The 15977-nt window shown below is 63.2% G+C and carries 14 protein-coding genes; 4 read left to right on the forward strand and 10 right to left on the reverse strand.

Annotated features, from left to right (window positions below):
* Position 1: 1 nt before the first annotated feature.
* The 9 genes from AC6I6U_RS02315 to AC6I6U_RS02355 all read right to left on the reverse strand — a co-directional run bounded on the left by AC6I6U_RS02315 (position 2) and on the right by AC6I6U_RS02355 (position 9704).
* On the reverse strand, positions 2 to 811 hold the full coding sequence (locus AC6I6U_RS02315; RefSeq protein WP_497880467.1) for a MetQ/NlpA family ABC transporter substrate-binding protein: 810 nt from the start codon (positions 809 to 811) through the stop codon (positions 2 to 4).
* 114 nt (positions 812 to 925) lie between these two features.
* The gene (locus AC6I6U_RS02320; RefSeq protein WP_497880468.1) at positions 926 to 2347 is read right to left on the reverse strand and encodes an LLM class flavin-dependent oxidoreductase; all 1422 of its coding nucleotides are present in this window, start codon (positions 2345 to 2347) and stop codon (positions 926 to 928) included.
* The gene (locus AC6I6U_RS02325; RefSeq protein WP_497880469.1) at positions 2347 to 3543 is read right to left on the reverse strand and encodes an SfnB family sulfur acquisition oxidoreductase; all 1197 of its coding nucleotides are present in this window, start codon (positions 3541 to 3543) and stop codon (positions 2347 to 2349) included. Before AC6I6U_RS02325 ends, AC6I6U_RS02320 begins: the two co-directional genes overlap by 1 nt.
* 20 nt (positions 3544 to 3563) lie before the next feature.
* Positions 3564 to 4805: an SfnB family sulfur acquisition oxidoreductase gene (locus tag AC6I6U_RS02330; RefSeq protein WP_497880470.1), complete on the reverse strand. Its 1242-nt coding sequence runs from the start codon at positions 4803 to 4805 to the stop codon at positions 3564 to 3566.
* 209 nt (positions 4806 to 5014) lie between these two features.
* Positions 5015 to 5770 (reverse strand): hypothetical protein, encoded by a 756-nt coding sequence (locus AC6I6U_RS02335; RefSeq protein ID WP_497880471.1) that lies wholly within the window; start codon positions 5768 to 5770, stop codon positions 5015 to 5017.
* A 474-nt stretch (positions 5771 to 6244) separates the two neighbouring features.
* Positions 6245 to 6994, reverse strand: coding sequence for an L-cystine ABC transporter ATP-binding protein TcyN (gene tcyN / locus AC6I6U_RS02340; protein WP_497880472.1), 750 nt, complete (start codon positions 6992 to 6994; stop codon positions 6245 to 6247).
* Positions 6995 to 6997: 3 nt separating this feature from the next.
* Complete coding sequence (gene tcyL, locus AC6I6U_RS02345) at positions 6998 to 7663, reverse strand: cystine ABC transporter permease (protein ID WP_497880473.1); 666 nt, start codon at positions 7661 to 7663, stop codon at positions 6998 to 7000.
* On the reverse strand, positions 7663 to 8457 hold the full coding sequence (gene tcyJ / locus AC6I6U_RS02350; protein WP_497880474.1) for a cystine ABC transporter substrate-binding protein: 795 nt from the start codon (positions 8455 to 8457) through the stop codon (positions 7663 to 7665). Before tcyJ ends, tcyL begins: the two co-directional genes overlap by 1 nt.
* 251 nt (positions 8458 to 8708) lie before the next feature.
* The gene (locus AC6I6U_RS02355) at positions 8709 to 9704 is read right to left on the reverse strand and encodes a D-cysteine desulfhydrase (RefSeq protein ID WP_497880475.1); all 996 of its coding nucleotides are present in this window, start codon (positions 9702 to 9704) and stop codon (positions 8709 to 8711) included.
* 190 nt (positions 9705 to 9894) lie between these two features.
* Between AC6I6U_RS02355 and epsC the strand changes: the two genes are divergently transcribed.
* From epsC to betT, 3 genes are all read left to right on the forward strand, one after another.
* Positions 9895 to 10824 carry a serine O-acetyltransferase EpsC gene (epsC, locus tag AC6I6U_RS02360; RefSeq protein WP_497880476.1) on the forward strand — a complete coding sequence of 310 codons (930 nt, stop codon included), beginning with the start codon at positions 9895 to 9897 and terminating at the stop codon, positions 10822 to 10824.
* A gap of 233 nt (positions 10825 to 11057) precedes the next feature.
* Positions 11058 to 11684 (forward strand): isochorismate family cysteine hydrolase YcaC, encoded by a 627-nt coding sequence (ycaC, locus tag AC6I6U_RS02365; RefSeq protein WP_186689363.1) that lies wholly within the window; start codon positions 11058 to 11060, stop codon positions 11682 to 11684.
* Positions 11685 to 12197: 513 nt separating this feature from the next.
* Positions 12198 to 14159 (forward strand): choline transporter BetT, encoded by a 1962-nt coding sequence (betT, locus tag AC6I6U_RS02370; protein ID WP_497882967.1) that lies wholly within the window; start codon positions 12198 to 12200, stop codon positions 14157 to 14159.
* 55 nt (positions 14160 to 14214) lie between these two features.
* Here the strand turns inward: betT and AC6I6U_RS02375 are convergent, their stop codons facing one another.
* Positions 14215 to 14955: an SDR family oxidoreductase gene (locus AC6I6U_RS02375; protein WP_497880477.1), complete on the reverse strand. Its 741-nt coding sequence runs from the start codon at positions 14953 to 14955 to the stop codon at positions 14215 to 14217.
* A 124-nt stretch (positions 14956 to 15079) separates the two neighbouring features.
* Between AC6I6U_RS02375 and AC6I6U_RS02380 the strand changes: the two genes are divergently transcribed.
* Positions 15080 to 15970, forward strand: coding sequence for a LysR family transcriptional regulator (locus tag AC6I6U_RS02380; protein ID WP_497880478.1), 891 nt, complete (start codon positions 15080 to 15082; stop codon positions 15968 to 15970).
* Positions 15971 to 15977: the final 7 nt, after the last annotated feature.

Raw genomic sequence — 15977 nt, forward strand, 5'->3', positions numbered from 1 at the left:
GTCAGCCTTCCCAGCCGGCCTGGTACAGCTTGCCGTGGGCCTTGTCCAGGGCGGCGCGTACGGCGGGCGAATGCTGGTAGATATCGACGAACTTGATCAGGCGCGGGTCGTTCTTCTCCTTCGGCTGGATGACGAACTGGATCACGTACTCCTTGTGGTCGAGGCCGTCGAACAGCAGCGCGGAGCCGGCATCGAAGGTTTTCGCCAGGCGGATATAGGCCGGGTAGCCCTGCACCAGGTCGGCGTCATCGTAGGCTCGTACCAGTTGCACGGCCTCGACCTGGAGGATCTTGATCTTCTTCGGGTTGGCGACGATGTCGTCTTCGGTGGCCTTGTAGCCGACACCGGGCTTGAGGGTGATCAGGCCGGCCTTGGCCAGCAGTTGCAGGCCGCGACCGCTGTTGATCGGGTCGTTGGCAATCGCCACGGTGGCGCCCTCGGGCAGCTCGGCGAAGCTCTTGTACTTCTTCGAGTAGAGGCCGACGTTGTTGATGATCCCTGGAGCGAAGGGCACCAGGTCGAAACCGGCGGCGGCCTTGGCGTTTTCCAGGAACGGGATGTGCTGGAAGTAGTTCACGTCGATATCGCCGGCAGCCAGGCTGACGTTGGGCGCGATCCAGTCGGTGAACTCCACCAGCTCGACCTTCAGGCCCTGCTTGCCGGCTTCTTCCACGGCGGCCTCCAGCGGGATGGCGAAGGCGGCGGTGGTGCCGACCTTGAGCGGTGCGTCGGCGGCATGGGCAGCGCCGCTGAACAGGCCAAGGGCGAGGGCCAGTGCCTTGACTGGCGCGGTGAGGCGTATTGTTTTCATGATGGATTTCCAGTCGGTAATCGTCTGTAGGGGCTGCACCGGCCTTGTAGGAGCCGGGCTTGCCCGCGAAGCTTTTGGCGCCCTTGCAGACGCTTTCGCGGGCAAGCCCGGCTCCTACAGGGCCAGCGTTTGTTTTTCGTTTGCGTCAGGCGACGAAGGGGCCTGTGGTGTTTCCGCAATTGAGTTCTGGCGATAGGCCGCGCCTGCATGTTCCGGCGGCAGGTGGGCCTCGTCGCCGAACAGCTTTTCGCGCAACGTCCCCTGCTCATACGCGGTCTTGTACGAGCCACGCCGCTGCAACTCGGGAATCACCAGGTCGATGAAGTCCCCGTAGCTTTCCGGGGTGACGATGCGGGTCAGGTTGAAGCCGTCCAGGCCGGTTTCGGCGATCCACGACTCGAGCTCATCGGCGACCTGGGTCGGCGAACCGACCACGGTCACGTAGCGCCCACCCAGGGCGTGTTGCTCCAGCAGCTTGCGTCGGGTCCAGTCGTTGTTCTGCAAGTTGCGGGTCGCCGACTGGATCGCGTTGCTCTTCACGTACTGGATCGGCTCGTCCAGTTCGTACTCGGAAAAATCGATCCCGGTGGACGCCGAGAAATGCGCCACTCCGGCCTCGGCACTGGCGTAGCCGAGGTACTCGGCATGCTTGGCCCAGGCCGCCTCTTCGGTCTCGCCGACGATCACGTTGATGCCCATGAACACCTTGACCGCCTGGCCGTCGCGCCCTGCCGCCTCGACACTGGCGCGGACCTTGTCCACCTGGGCCCGGGTCGCCGCCTTGTTCTGCCCGCTGATGAACACGCACTCGGCATGCCGCCCGGCGAACAGCAGGCCGCGCTCGGAACTGCCGGCCTGGAACAGCACCGGCGTACGCTGTGGCGACGGCTCGCAAAGGTGATAACCCTCGACCTGGTAGAACTCGCCCTTGTGCCGCACCTTGTGGACCTTGTCCGGCTCGGCATAGACCCGCCGCACCGGGTCGTTGATAACCGCGTCGTCTTCCCAGCTGCCTTCGAGCAGCTTATAGAGCACTTCCAGGTACTCGTCGGCCTGGTCGTAGCGGCGGTCGTGCTCGACCTGGGCCTCCAGGCCCATGGCCTTGGCGGCGCTGTCGAGGTAGCCGGTGACGATGTTCCAGCCGACCCGGCCGCGGCTCAGGTGGTCCAGTGTCGATAGCCGGCGGGCGAACAGGTACGGCGTCTCGTAGGTCAGGTTGGCGGTCAGGCCGAAGCCGAGGTTTTTCGTCACCGCAGCCATGGCCGAGACCAGCAGCAGCGGATCATTGACCGGCAGCTGGATCGATTCGCGCAGCGGCACCTCCACCGACTGCTGGTAGACGTCGTAGACCCCGACGATATCGGCGATGAACAGCCCGTCGAACAGCCCGCGCTCCAGCAACTGCGCCAGCTCGGTCCAGTACTCGAGGGTCTTGTAGCGGGTCGAGTTGTCCCGTGGATGAGTCCACAGGCCGTGGTTGATATGCCCGATGCAGTTCATGTTGAAGGCATTGAGCAGGATCTTTTTCTTGCTCATCAGATGGTCCCCCGCAGCGGCGGGTTTTCATCGTTGAGGTAGTAGTTGCCCACTGCGTGATACTTCCAGCGCACCGGGTCGTGCAACGTGTGCACCCGCGCATTGCGCCAGTGGCGGTCGAGACCGTGCTCGGCCAGGGTCGCCTGGCTGCCCGCCAACTCGAACAGGGTGCTGCCGGCGGCGAGGGAGATTTCCGTACTGATCGCCCGGGCTTCCGCAACGGCAATCGACGCCGCCGCCACGCTGTCGGCCGTCGTGTCGGCCTGGGCGCGGTCGAGAAACTCGCCGGCGCGCTCCAGCAACGCTTCGGTCGCACTCAGGCGAATGCTCAGGTGGCCGATGCTCTTCAACGTCAGTGGATCGTCGACGGCCTTTTCAGTACCCGAATCGATCCACGGCCGGGTGCGGGTACGGACGAAATGCAGGGCATCCTCGTAGGCGGCACGGGCAATGCCGGTATCGATGGCCGCGTGGAGAATCTGCGCCAGTGGCCCGACCGGCGTTGGCCGCTCGAAAGCGCTCTGGAACGGGATCACGTCCTCGGCGGCGACGAACACATCCTCGAACACCACCGAACCGCTGCCGGTGGTGCGCTGGCCGAAACCGGTCCAATCGTCGATCACCGTCAGCCCAGCGCTGTCCCGCGGGACGAAGGCCAGTTGCTGCACGCCCTGTTCGTCCACCACCGAAGTGGGAATGCGCTGGGCATAAAGCGAACCGGTCGAATAGAACTTGCGCCCGTTGATGCGATAACCCTCGCCATCACGGCGCAGGTGGGTGACGCGATCATGGGCGGTCTTGGTGCCCAGTTCGGCCAGGGCATTGCCGAAGCGGCGACCGGCCAGGACCTCGGCGTACAGCCGCCGTTTCTGCGCCTCGCTGCCGTTAACCCGCAGGACTTCGAGGGCATAGAAATGGTTCTGTGGAATCTGCCCGAGGGAGGCGTCGGCCTCGGCGATCAGTTGCGTGACCTTGGCCAGGGTGACGTTCGACACACCGGCGCCACCGTACTCTTTCGGCACGCTGATGCCCCACAGGCCGGAGCGCGAAAACACCTCCAGCTCGGGCAGCGGCAGGCGCCGTTCACGGTCGCGCAGCTGGCTGTCGCGCTTGAAATCCTCGGCCAGGTCGCTGGCCACGATCAGGGCTTGCTCGTCGCTGGATATGATCGCGACGCGTGGGGAAAACTGTGACATGGGTGTCTCCAGAGGTCTGGTCAGATCCAGGAATGGCGGGCGGGCAAGGTGCCGTTGAGGCGATAGGCACCTACCGCGTGATACTTCCAGCGCACCGGGTCGTGCAGGGTGTGCACCCGGGCGTTGCGCCAGTGCCGGTCGAGGTTGAACTCGGCCAGGGTGGCGCGGCTGCCGGCCAGTTCGAACAGCTTCTCGCTGGCGAGCAGGGAGATTTCGGTGGTGAGCACCTTGGCCTCGGCCACGGCAATCGAGGCCCGTGCCGCAGCGGCGGCATCCACCGGCCCGGCATTGATCTGATCCAGCACCTTCCCGGCCTTGCGCAGCAAGGCCTCGGCGGCGTGCAGTTCGATTTTCAGCTTGCCGATATCGGCGATCACATACAGGTCATCACTGGCCCGCTCGACCTTGGCATCGACCCACGGCCGCGAACGTTCGCGGACAAAGGCAATGCTGTCGTCGATGGCGGCGCGGGCGATCCCGGCGTCGATGGCAGCCTGGATCAGTTGCGAGACGGCGCCCTGGATGTTCGGAGTGCCGGCCTGGCGCCAGTTCTCGACGACGTTCTCTGCCTCGACCCGCACGTTGTTCAGCAGCACGGTGCCGCTGGCGGTGGTGCGCTGGCCAAAGCCGGACCAGTCGTCGACCACCCGCAGGCCTGGCGTGCCACGCCGGACGAAAGCCATGACCTGGCGGCCTTCGTCATCGAGAGCCTTGACCGCCACCCAATGGGCGAACAGGGCGCCGGTGGAATAGAACTTCTGCCCAGTGATGACAAAAGCGTCACCGTCGGCAGTAATCCGGGTCTTGATCTCCAGGGTATTGCGGGTGCCACGCTCGGGGCCGGCGTTGCCGATCCGCCAGCCGTCGAGCACGCTCTGGAACAGCTGCTTCTTCTGCCGGTCGGTGGCGGTGCCGAGCAGGGCTTGGAGAATGCCGAACTGGTTCTGCGGAATCTGTCCGAGGGCCGGATCGGCAGCGGAAACGATCGCGAACACTTCGGCCACGGTCACGAAGGACACCTGCGGACCGCCGAATTCACGGGGAATGGTGATACTGCCCAGGCCGCTGCGGGTGAACTGCTCGATTTCCGCCCAGGGCAGCTTGCGTTGCTGGTCGCGCCGGGCGGCGTGCAGCCGGGCGACTTCGGCCAGCTCACGGGCGGCCTGCAGGGCTTCGGCATCGTTGCGCAATACCCGCGCCGGCAGCAGCAGCGGCGCGATATCCTGGTCGCTGTGGACCTGTGCATCGTTCAAGTTAGACATCAGCGCCACTCCGTGGCGTGCGCAATGCCCCGGCGATCTGCACAAGGGTGATTGTGTTCCTGACCATACCTACCTCATCTCTCTCAGGAGGCATCGCGAAGGCGATACCGACGAAATCAAACAGGTCCGGTGGTCCGGTACATATACCCTAAACGCGTATAAAAATTAAATAAACTAACCTTTAGGAATATGCATAGAAGGTCTGTTCCTCACTCCCGGCGGCGTTGGGCGGCGCGGGAAAACCCAGGGACGACAGGCCTGATGAAGTGCCGTGCGGTCCCTACCCGCAAGCGTCGTGGTGGCGCCCAGCGGGAGTTGTTGCCAACCCGGTCGATCACGCAGTAGGTGATGTCCAGGCCGCGATCCTCGCCGGCTTCGAGGATCACCGAGGCCGGCACGAACACCGTGATCGGCTTGCCGACATCCGCTGGCGCCAGCTTCGGCAGGTCGAAGCGCACATCGCCCCACAGCAGGGTGATTTCATCCTCGGCCGCCATGTTCGGGTAAGGCTCCAGGGTCAGCGGCACACCACGCTTCATCTGGTTCGGATTGACCCCATAGCGGTGGATCGGCAATGGGATCACCAGCGGTGCCAGGCCCTGGTTCTCCTCGCCGATCGGCAGGCCACCGGGGCAGTCCAGCTTGACCGGCAGGCGCAGTTGCGGCGAGGTCAGCGCCGCACTGCCGATACGCATCAGCCGGTAGTGAATCCGCGCCACGCCGTCGAGGACGAAACTCTGTGGCACCCGCAGGCTGAGCGACTGGCCCTGCTCGCCCGCCTGGACCTGCCGGGACGCCACGTAGCAACCGTCCCAGAACAGTTCGAGCAAGTCGCCTTCATCCATGCCGGGATAGGCCGGGATACAGATCGACAACTGCTCTGCGGCCAGGCGGCCAATGCCACGCCGATGGGCTTGTGGCACCACGGGCAGCGCGAGTCGGGAATGTTCAAGGGAATCGCTCATGAAATCGTCCTTTTATCAGTTGCCGAAGAGTTCAACTTGAAAGAGTTGGCCGGTTCCATATGGAAAGACGGCTCATTGGCTCTTTCGCCGCATCCTTACAGCCGAAAGTTGATGGCGCGAGAATAGCCGGCTCCCTTACCCAGGGAAGTGCTATCCAGATAACGCCAAACAAGTAAGCCGCCAAATAAAAGCCTTGAGCCACGCCTGTCAAGGCATTGCCTGGCACTGATGCCTGTCTTTGGACTATTCGGATTATTCCTACTTCACCGGGCCAGGATCACGGGCGAGAAGCAGGTGGAATCGAGAGTCGGCGTCGGTACGACCGAAAAGCCAACACCGTTTGAAAATGTTTCGGGAGGGAGCATCTGTATTCATCGCCAAGTTGAAAAGCACATGACTGCAGGCGATAAAACTGTCACGACGGAAATAACGTACTCGCTCCCTGAGTACGTTATTTAAATAACAAGAAGATTCCTACGCATCACCCAGAAACTTACTGAGAAATTGCCGAGTGCGTTCTTCTTTTGGGTTGGCAAACAGCGCCTTGGCTTCACCTTGCTCGACAATCACACCCTTGTCGAAAAAGATCACCCGGTTGGCCACATCGCGAGCGAAACTCATCTCGTGGGTGACGATGACCATGGTGCGTTTCTCTTCCGCCAGCCCGCGAATCGTTGCCAGGACTTCGCCCACCAGTTCCGGGTCGAGGGCCGAAGTCGGCTCATCGAACAGGATCACCTGCGGCTCCATCGCCAGCGCCCGGGCAATCGCCACGCGCTGTTGCTGGCCGCCGGACAGGCGCCGTGGATAGGACTCCTCCTTGCCCGCCAGGCCGACCTTGGCCAGCAGCTTGCGGCCCAGGGCCACGGCCTGCTCGCGCGGGGTCTTCTTGACCACGATCGGGCCTTCGATGACGTTCTCCAGTGCCGTGCGATGGGGGAACAGGTTGAAGTTCTGGAACACGAAACCGACCTGCTGGCGCAGCTTGCGGACCAGGTTCTGTTGCTGGCTCAGCGGGCGACTGCCGTCGATCTCGATATCACCGACCTGAATCCGGCCGCTGGAGGGTTCCTCGAGGAAGTTCAGGCACCGCAGGAAGGTGGTCTTGCCGGAACCACTGGGGCCGATGATCGCCACCACTTCGCCGGCCTCGACCTTGAGGTCGATGCCCTTGAGCACGCTCTGCCCATTGAATTGCTTGGTCAGTTTTTCAACCACGATCATGCTTCAGGACTCCAGGTCATGCCGGTTGACCCGGACTTCCAGGCGATTCTGAAAATACGCCAGGATGCTTGCCAATACCCAGTAGATCAGGGCCGCGGACAGATACATGGTGAAAATTTCAAATGTCCGTGCCGACACCAGTTGCGCCTGACGGAACAGCTCGGGCACCTGGATCGTAGCCGCCAGCGCCGTGTCCTTGACCAGTGAAATGAAGCTGTTGCCCAAGGGTGGCAAGGCGGTACGCATCGCCTGCGGCAGGATGGCCCGACGCAGGGTTTGCGCACGGGTCATGCCGATACTGGCTGCAGCTTCCCACTGACCGCGCTCGATGGAACCGATGGCGGCACGCAGGATTTCACAGGCGTAAGCGGCCATGTTCAGCGAAAAGCCGATCATGGCCGCCGGGATCGGATCCAGCTCGATGCCCACTTGTGGCAAACCGTAGTAGATCAAAAACAGTTGCACCAGTAGCGGCGTGCCGCGAAAGAACGACACGTAGACCCGGGCGATCCCGCTGAGCAGCTTGAAGCGCGACAGACGCATCAAGGCCAGGCCGAAGCCCAGCAGCAAGCCGAAAAACATCCCGCCGAGGCTGAGAATCACCGTGTAGTACGCACCCTTGAGCAGAAAGGGTGCGGAGTCCAGCGCGAGTTGCAAACCTGCTTCCATTATTGAGTGACGTCAGCGTTGAAGTATTTTTCGGACAGCTTCTTCAGGGTGCCGTCAGCGCGCAGCTTGTCGAGGGCCTTGTTCACGGCGTCGAGCAGTTCAGGCTCGCCCTTGCGCAGGGCAATACCGGCTTCCTGACGGGAGAAGGCATCGCCGGCAGCGGCGGTGTCCGGGGCTTTCTTGGCGTATTCCAGGGCGGCCAGGCGGTCGATCAGGATCGCGTCGATACGGCCGATGCGCAGGTCCTGGAACTTGGTCGGGTCATCGTTGTAGGTCTTGATAATGGCTTTGGGCTGGTTGTCCTTGAGCCATTGTTCGTAGTTGGTGCCCAGGCCCACACCGACTTTCTTGCCAGCCAGGTCGTCGGCGGTCTTGATCGCGTCGACGTTCTTTTTCAGGACCAGTGCCTGGATGCCGGAGACGGTGTAAGGCGTAGAGAAATCGTACTTCTTCTTGCGCTCTTCGGAGATGGTGACCTGATTGACCACCGCGTCCAGACGCTTGGACTCCAGGGCCGCGAGGATGCCATCCCACGGGGTGGCCTGCAGCTTGACCTGGACGCCCAGCTCCTTGGCCAGCGCCTCGGACAACTCGACTTCGAAGCCGCTGAGCTTGCCGCTTTCATCGACAAAGCTGAACGGCGGATAGGTGCCTTCCAGGCCGATCTTGATCTCGCCGGCTTTCTTGATCTGGTTCAGTTGTTCACCGGCCACGGCCTGACCCAGCAGACCGGCGCCAAGCACCAGACCCAGGCTGCCGATCAGCAGACGCTTGCGAAATGCGGAAATATTCATGAAGAGCCCCGTGTGTTTTTTATGGGAGAAGGAAGGCAAACCTGACACTTTGATTACCAGCGGCCATCCTGCCTCAAAGCAGTATTGGCGTCTCGTGGCAAATTCGCCTGAGGCGAAACTATAAACGGCTCCTTTTATAATTTTAAATAATATAAAAGAATCCGATTATTCCATTTTGTGTGCTTGTGCTGCCTGCGTACGGGTGGGAAATTTCCTAGGGGTAGGCCAACCAGGAAATTTCCCCAGCCCTGTCAGGCAAACGATGCGTTATAGGCAAACAGCGCCGGCGCACCGCCGGTATGGAGGAAGATGATCGGGCCATCGTCGAAACGCTGCAGGCCGATGCCATCGAGCAGTCCGGCCATTGCCTTGCCGGTGTAGACCGGGTCGAGCAGGATGCCTTCCTGGCTTGCCAGCAGCTTGACCGCCGCCAGGGTCCCGGCATTCGGCTCGCCGTAGCGTGGGGCGAAATATTCGTCCCACAGGTGCACCTTGAAACTGGCCGGCAGCGGTACTTCCAGCAACTCGGCGGTGCGTTCGGCCAACCCCTGTACCTTCGGCCGCTGCGCCTCGTCGCTACGCGAGACTGTCACGCCAATCACCGGCAGTTGCGGCAGGGTTTCGCTCAGGCCCAGGGCCAGGCCGCTATGGGTTCCAGCACTGCCGGAGGCCAGCACCACGGCAGCGAATTCCAGGCCGGTCGCCTCGATCTGCGCCGCCAGTTCCAGGCCCGCCCGCACGTAGCCCAGCGCACCGAGAGCGTTGGAACCACCGATCGGCACCAGATAGGGCTTCTTGCCGTTGCTGCGCAGACGCTCGGCCAGGGCCTGCAACTGCTCGTCGGCGTTGTCCAGGTTGTCCACCAGCTCGACCCGCGCATCGAACAGGTCCAGCAGCAGGCGGTTGCCGTTGCCCAGGTAGTTGCCGTCCTCGGTGCCGATCGGGTTTTCCAGCAGGGCCACGCAGCCCAGGCCCAGGCGCGCTGCCAGCGCGGCGGTCTGACGGACGTGGTTGGACTGGATCGCGCCAGCGGTGACCAGGGTGTCGGCCCCTGTCGCCAGCGCATCGGCCGCCAGGTATTCGAGTTTGCGCAGCTTGTTGCCACCCAGCGCCAGCGGCGTCAGGTCATCGCGCTTGATGTAGACATCACGGCCCAACCACGCCGACAGGCGTTCCAGTTTTTCCAGAGGCGTGGCCTGCTCAAGCAGGGGCAGGCGGTCGAAGCGGGCGAGCTGTTGTTTGATCATGAGTCCGAACTGACGGTAGGAAATGTTTCGACTATAGGCAGGCACTTTTCCCCAGGCAACCGCCGGTCGCTTATTTCGAAAGGTTCTTAGCAAAGCACTATTCGTTCTTAATCGCCGTTCGGGACGGTGCCGTAAAGTGAAAGCCATTCAGGTGGCCCGATTGTCTGGCCGCCAGGTCGGAGATTTGATCGTGAGCGAGCGTTCCAGCCATTGGCAACTACAGACCATCGTCAGCCAGTTGCGCAGCGCCCGGGATGAGTGGCGTAGCCGCAACGGGCGGGTCAGTGATGAACAGGGCGGGCGCGAACTGCCGTCGCGCCAGGCCATGGCGGACATTCTCGAAGCCCTGTGCGGGGCGCTGTTCCCGATGCGCCTCGGGCCGGTGGACCTGCGCGAGGAAAGCGAGGACTTCTACGTCGGCCACACCCTGGATGCCGCCCTCAATTCGCTGCTGGCCCAGGCTCGCCTGGAACTGCGCTACGCCGCCCGGCATGACGGCCAGGCCGATACCGAGGTACAGGCCCAGGCCGTGCGACTGATCCAGGACTTTGCCCTGGCCCTGCCGGAGTTGCGCCGGCTGCTCGACACCGACGTCCTCGCGGCCTACCACGGCGACCCGGCGGCACGCAGCGTCGACGAAGTGCTGCTGTGCTATCCGGGGATTCTCGCGGTGATCCACCATCGCCTGGCGCACCACCTGTACCGGGCCGGATTGCCGCTGCTGGCGCGGATCAGTTCGGAAATCGCCCACTCGGCCACCGGTATCGACATCCACCCCGGCGCGCAGATCGGCCCGAGTTTCTTCATCGACCACGGCACCGGCGTGGTGATCGGCGAAACGGCGATCATCGGCGAGCGCGTGCGTATCTACCAGGCCGTGACCCTCGGCGCCAAGCGTTTCCCGGCGGACGAGGACGGCCAGTTGCAGAAGGGCCATCCACGGCACCCGATCGTCGAGGACGACGTGGTGATCTATGCCGGCGCGACCATCCTGGGGCGCATCACCATCGGCAAGGGCGCCACCATCGGCGGCAACGTCTGGCTGACCCGCAGCGTACCGGCGGGATGCAACCTGACCCAGGCCAACCTGCAGCAGCATGAGAGCGAGATACAGCGCTGAGCGAGTGGCTGACGCAGATCATTGCGGGAGCTGGCTTGCCAGCGAAGGCGTCCTCGAGGCCGTCAAGAGCTTCGCGGGCAAGCCCGCTCCTACAAGGTTCGCTGCTGAACTGTCCATCCTGAGGAGACAGTCAAACCGATTCCAGCCGCTTTTTCCTTTTTCGGCGACTCATTAATCTGGTCACAAGTTGAACGACACAGCTTCTAACCACTTAAACGAAAAAGGATTCCCCCATGAGCAAGCCAACCTACAACCGCCTGAACAAAGACGACGCCGTAGTCCTGCTGGTCGACCACCAGACCGGTCTGATTTCCCTGGTGCAGGACTTCTCGCCGAACGAGTTCAAGAACAACGTGTTGGCGTTGGCTGACCTGGCCAAGTTCTTCGACCTGCCGACCGTCCTGACCACCAGCTTCGAACAGGGTCCGAATGGCCCACTGGTTCCAGAGCTGAAGGAAATGTTCCCGGATGCGCCGTACATCGCTCGTCCAGGCCAGATCAATGCCTGGGACAACGAAGATTTCGTGAAAGCGATCAAGGCCACCGGCCGCAAGCAACTGATCATCGCCGGTGTGGTGACGGACGTTTGCGTGGCCTTCCCGACGCTGTCGGCGCTGGCTGAAGGGTTTGATGTGTTCGTTGTGACTGACGCTTCCGGTACCTTCAACACCACCGTGCAACAGGCCGCATGGAACCGCATGACCCAGGCTGGCGCGCAGATGATGAACTGGTTCTCGGTGGCCTGTGAGCTGCACCGCGACTGGCGCAACGACATCGAAGGTCTGGGCAACCTGCTGTCGCAGCGTATCCCGAACTATCGCAACCTGATGAACAGCTACGCGGCGCTGACGGCCCGCTAATCCACCTGGAACCACAAGGCCCGCCTTCGAGCGGGCCTTTTGCCTTGCGCAGACTGGCACCGATCCTTGGGGCAAAACGCCCTGGTTTTGGCGAAGGCTTGGGGGCCTCTTCGCGGGCAAGCCCTGCTCCTACAGCTACCCAGTGGGCACGCATCTTGTGTACGACACAACCCCTGTAGGAGCAGGGCTTGCCCGCGAAGCTTTTAGCGGCCTCAGGAACGCCATCACCAGCAAGCCAGCGCCCACATCAGAAAGCGCCCCACACCAACACCCTCACCCTGCAACTCCTGCTGAAAGAGGCTGTCGGAACCATACCGCCCGGCCCTGCGATTAGGCCCATCCCCCCTATCCGTGTTTAAATTGAATGCTCGTTCAAGTTAAACCGGCAGTTCGCTGCCCGCTCACAACAGGAGGCTTGCCTTTGCTGAGTCCGAAATATCCAGCCATGCTCCACCCCTTCGAGGTACCCGCCACATGAGTACCTCCACGACCGCACCCAGCGGCCTGATTCGCATGAACCCGCCCGTGTTCTACTTCGCCGCGACCTTCATCCTGCTGTTCGGCCTGGTGGTCATCAGTCAGCCCGAAGCCGCCGGCGAGTGGTTGCTGGCAGCCCAGAACTGGGCGGCCAACACGGTCGGCTGGTATTACCTGCTGGCGATGACCCTGTACCTGGTCTTCGTGGTGGTCACCGCCTTGTCCGGCTACGGCAGGATCAAGCTCGGTGCCGACCACGACGAACCCGAGTTCAGCTATCTATCCTGGGCCGGCATGCTGTTCGCCGCCGGGATCAGCATCACCCTGTTCTTCTTCTGCGTCTCCGAACCGCTGACCCACATGCTCCAGCCACCCCAGGGCGAAGCCGGGACACCAGCGGCCGCACGCCAGGCAATGCAGATCCTGTTCCTGCACTGGGGCCTGCACGGCTGGGGCGTGTTCGCCTTCGTCGGCATGGCCCTGGCCTACTTCGCCTACCGGCACAACCTGCCACTGGCCCTGCGCTCGGCGCTGTACCCGCTGATCGGCAAGCGCATCAACGGCCCCATCGGCTACGCGGTGGACGGCTTCGGCATCATCGCCACGGTGTTCGGCCTCGGCGCCGACATGGGCTTCGGCGTGCTGCACCTCAACTCGGGCCTGGACTACCTGTTCGGCATGCCGCACACCCAGTGGATCCAGGTCGGGCTGATTGTGCTGATGATGGGCGCGGCCATCGCTGTCGCGGTGGCCGGCGTCGACAAGGGCGTGCGGGTGATGTCCGACATCAACATGCTGCTGGCCTGCGCCCTGCTGCTGTTCGTGTTGTTCGCCGGGCCCACGCAGCACCTGCTCAACACCCTGATCCAGAACCTCGGTGATTACCTCGGGGCACTGCCGACCAAGAGTTTCGACCTCTACGCCTATAACAAGCCCAGTGACTGGCTCGGCGGCTGGACGGTGTTCTACTGGGCCTGGTGGATTGCCTGGGCGCCGTTCGTGGGCCTGTTCATCGCGCGTATTTCCCGCGGCCGGACGATCCGCGAATTCGTCTTCGGCGTGCTGCTGATCCCGCTGGGCTTCACCCTGGCGTGGATGTCGATCTTCGGCAACAGCGCCATCGAGCAGGTACTCAACCACGGCATGAGCGCCCTTGGCCAGTCGGCCATCGACGACCCGTCGCGCACCCTCTACCTGCTGCTGGAAACCTATCCGTGGAGCCGCACGGTGATCGCGGTCACGGTGTTCATCAGCTTCGTGTTCTTCGTCACTTCGGCCGACTCCGGCACCGTCGTACTGTCGACGCTGTCCGCCCGTGGCGGCAATGCCGACGAGGACGGGCCGAAATGGCTGCGGGTGTTCTGGGGCGCGATGACCGCGCTGATCACCAGCGCACTGCTGTTCTCCGGCAGCATCGATGCACTGAAGTCGGCAGTGGTGCTGACCTCGTTACCGTTCTCGCTGATCCTGCTGGCGATGATGTGGGGGCTGCACAAGGCGTTTCACCTGGAGTCGCAGAAGCGCATCGCCCAGTTGCATTCGCTGGCGCCGGTATCCCAGGCGCGGCGCGGTCGCGGCGGCTGGCGCCAGCGCCTGAGCCAGGCGGTGCACTTCCCGTCGCGGGACGAGGTGTACCGGTTCCTCGACCAAACCGTGCGGCCGGCGATCGAAGAGGTCACCGCGGTGTTCGTCGAGAAGGGCCTGAACGTGGTCACCCAGCCCGACCCGGCCAACGACAACGTCAGCCTGGAAATCGGCCATGGCGACCTGCATCCGTTCGTCTACCAGGTGCAGATGCGCGGCTACTTCACGCCCTCCTTCGCCCTGGGCGGGCTGGGTTCGCGGGACCTGCGCAACCGCCGCTACTACCGCGCCGAAGTGCACCTGAGCGAGGGCAGCCAGGACTACGACCTGATGGGCTACAGCAAGGAGCAGATCATCAACGACATCCTCGACCAGTACGAACGGCACATGCAGTTCCTGCACCTGGTGCGTTGAGCACGTAAGAACCAGGCACCCCACATCCAGGTGGGGTGCCCCAGGAACGCCGTAGTCAGACCAACCCACCATTGGCCCGCAGCACCTGGCCATTGACCCACCCGCTCGCCGGGCTCACCAGGAACGACACGATCTCGGCGATATCCTCCGGCTGGCCCAGCCGCTCCAGTGGCGGCATGCGGGCGAAGGTCTGGATCTGCTCCTCGCTCTTGCCGTGCAGGAACAACTCGGTCGCTACCGGCCCCGGCGCCACCGCGTTGACCGTGATCCGCCGGCCACGCAGCTCCTTGGCAAACACCTGGGTCAGGGATTCCACCGCCGCCTTGCTGGCGATGTACACCGCATAGCCCGGCAGGTTCAGCCCCACGGTGCTGCTGGAGAAGTTGACGATGCGCCCGTCGTCGTTCATCCGCCTGGCCGCCTCGCGCAGGGTGTTGAAGGTGCCACGGGTATTGATGGCGAACGTCTGTTCGAACAGTTCGTCACTGTGCTCGGCCAGCGGCAATACCTTGAGGATCCCGGCGTTGTTGACCAGCACATCGACCTTGCCCAATTGCAGTTCGGTCTCGTCGAACAGCCGGGCGACCTCGGCGGCGCTGGCGACGTCCGCCTTGACCGCTATGGCCGAATGGCCGGCCTGGCGCAGTTCCACCACCAGCGCCGAAGCCTCGTTGGCACTGCTGGCGTAGTTGATGGCGACGGCAAAGCCTTGCGCGGCCAGTTGGCGGGCGATGACGGCGCCGATGCCACGCGAGGCGCCGGTGACGATGGCAACTTTTCGGGATTGCTGGGTCATGTCGAATCTCCTGGGGTGTGCATTGAAGTGAAGCCAATTTCACATGTTTATCCAGGGCGATAAATGCGCGATAGTTGACCTTACTGTTCAATAATCACCAACAATCGACCGCAGCGGAGCCCCCATGGACCAGGTCAAGGCGATGAAGGTTTTCGTGCGAATCTACGAACGCGGCAGCTTCACCCTGGCCGCCGAAGACCTGAACCTGCCCCGCGCCACCCTGACCCACACCCTCAACCAGTTCGAGGCCTGGCTCGGCACCCGGCTGCTGGAGCGCAGCACCCGCCGCGTGCGCCCGACCCTCGACGGCGAGGCCTACTACCCGCGTTGCGTGCAGTTGCTGGCAGAGCTGGAAGAAGCCGAACTGGCCTTCCGCACCGTGGCACCCAAGGGCCGCCTGCGGGTGGACCTGCAGGGCACCCTGGCGCGCTACTTCGTGATTCCGGCGCTGCCGGCCTTCCTCGAACGCTACCCGGACATCGAGGTGTCCATCAGCGAGGCCAGCCACTTCATCGACCTGATCGCCGAAGGCGTCGACTGCGTGTTGCGCTCGGGCAACCTCGGCGACTCGTCGCTGATCGGCAAGCGCGTGGCCAACCTGCGCCAGGTGACCTGCGCCAGCCCGGCCTATCTGCGCAAGCACGGTGAACCGCGCAGCCTCGATGACCTCGGCCGGCACCAGGGGGTGAACTACGTGTCCCGGGCCACCGGCAAGCTGTTCCCGTTCGAATTCATCGAAAACGGCGAGCCACGGGAAGTGCCGCTGGCCGGCCGGGTCTCGGTGTTCGGTGCCGAGATCTATGCGGCGTCAGCCGTGGCCGGGCTCGGGCTGATCCAGGCGCCGCACTATCGGGTGGCGGAACAGATCGACCAGGGCCTGCTGCGCGAAGTCCTGCCGGACCATCCGCCACCGCCGATGCCGGTGTCGGTGCTCTACCCGCAGAACCGGCACATGTCGCCACGGGTACGGGTGTTCGTCGACTGGATCAGCGAGGTGTTCGCCAACGTCGTGTGAGCCTCCG

This window comes from Pseudomonas sp. UTLPPB19802 (assembly GCF_059730225.1).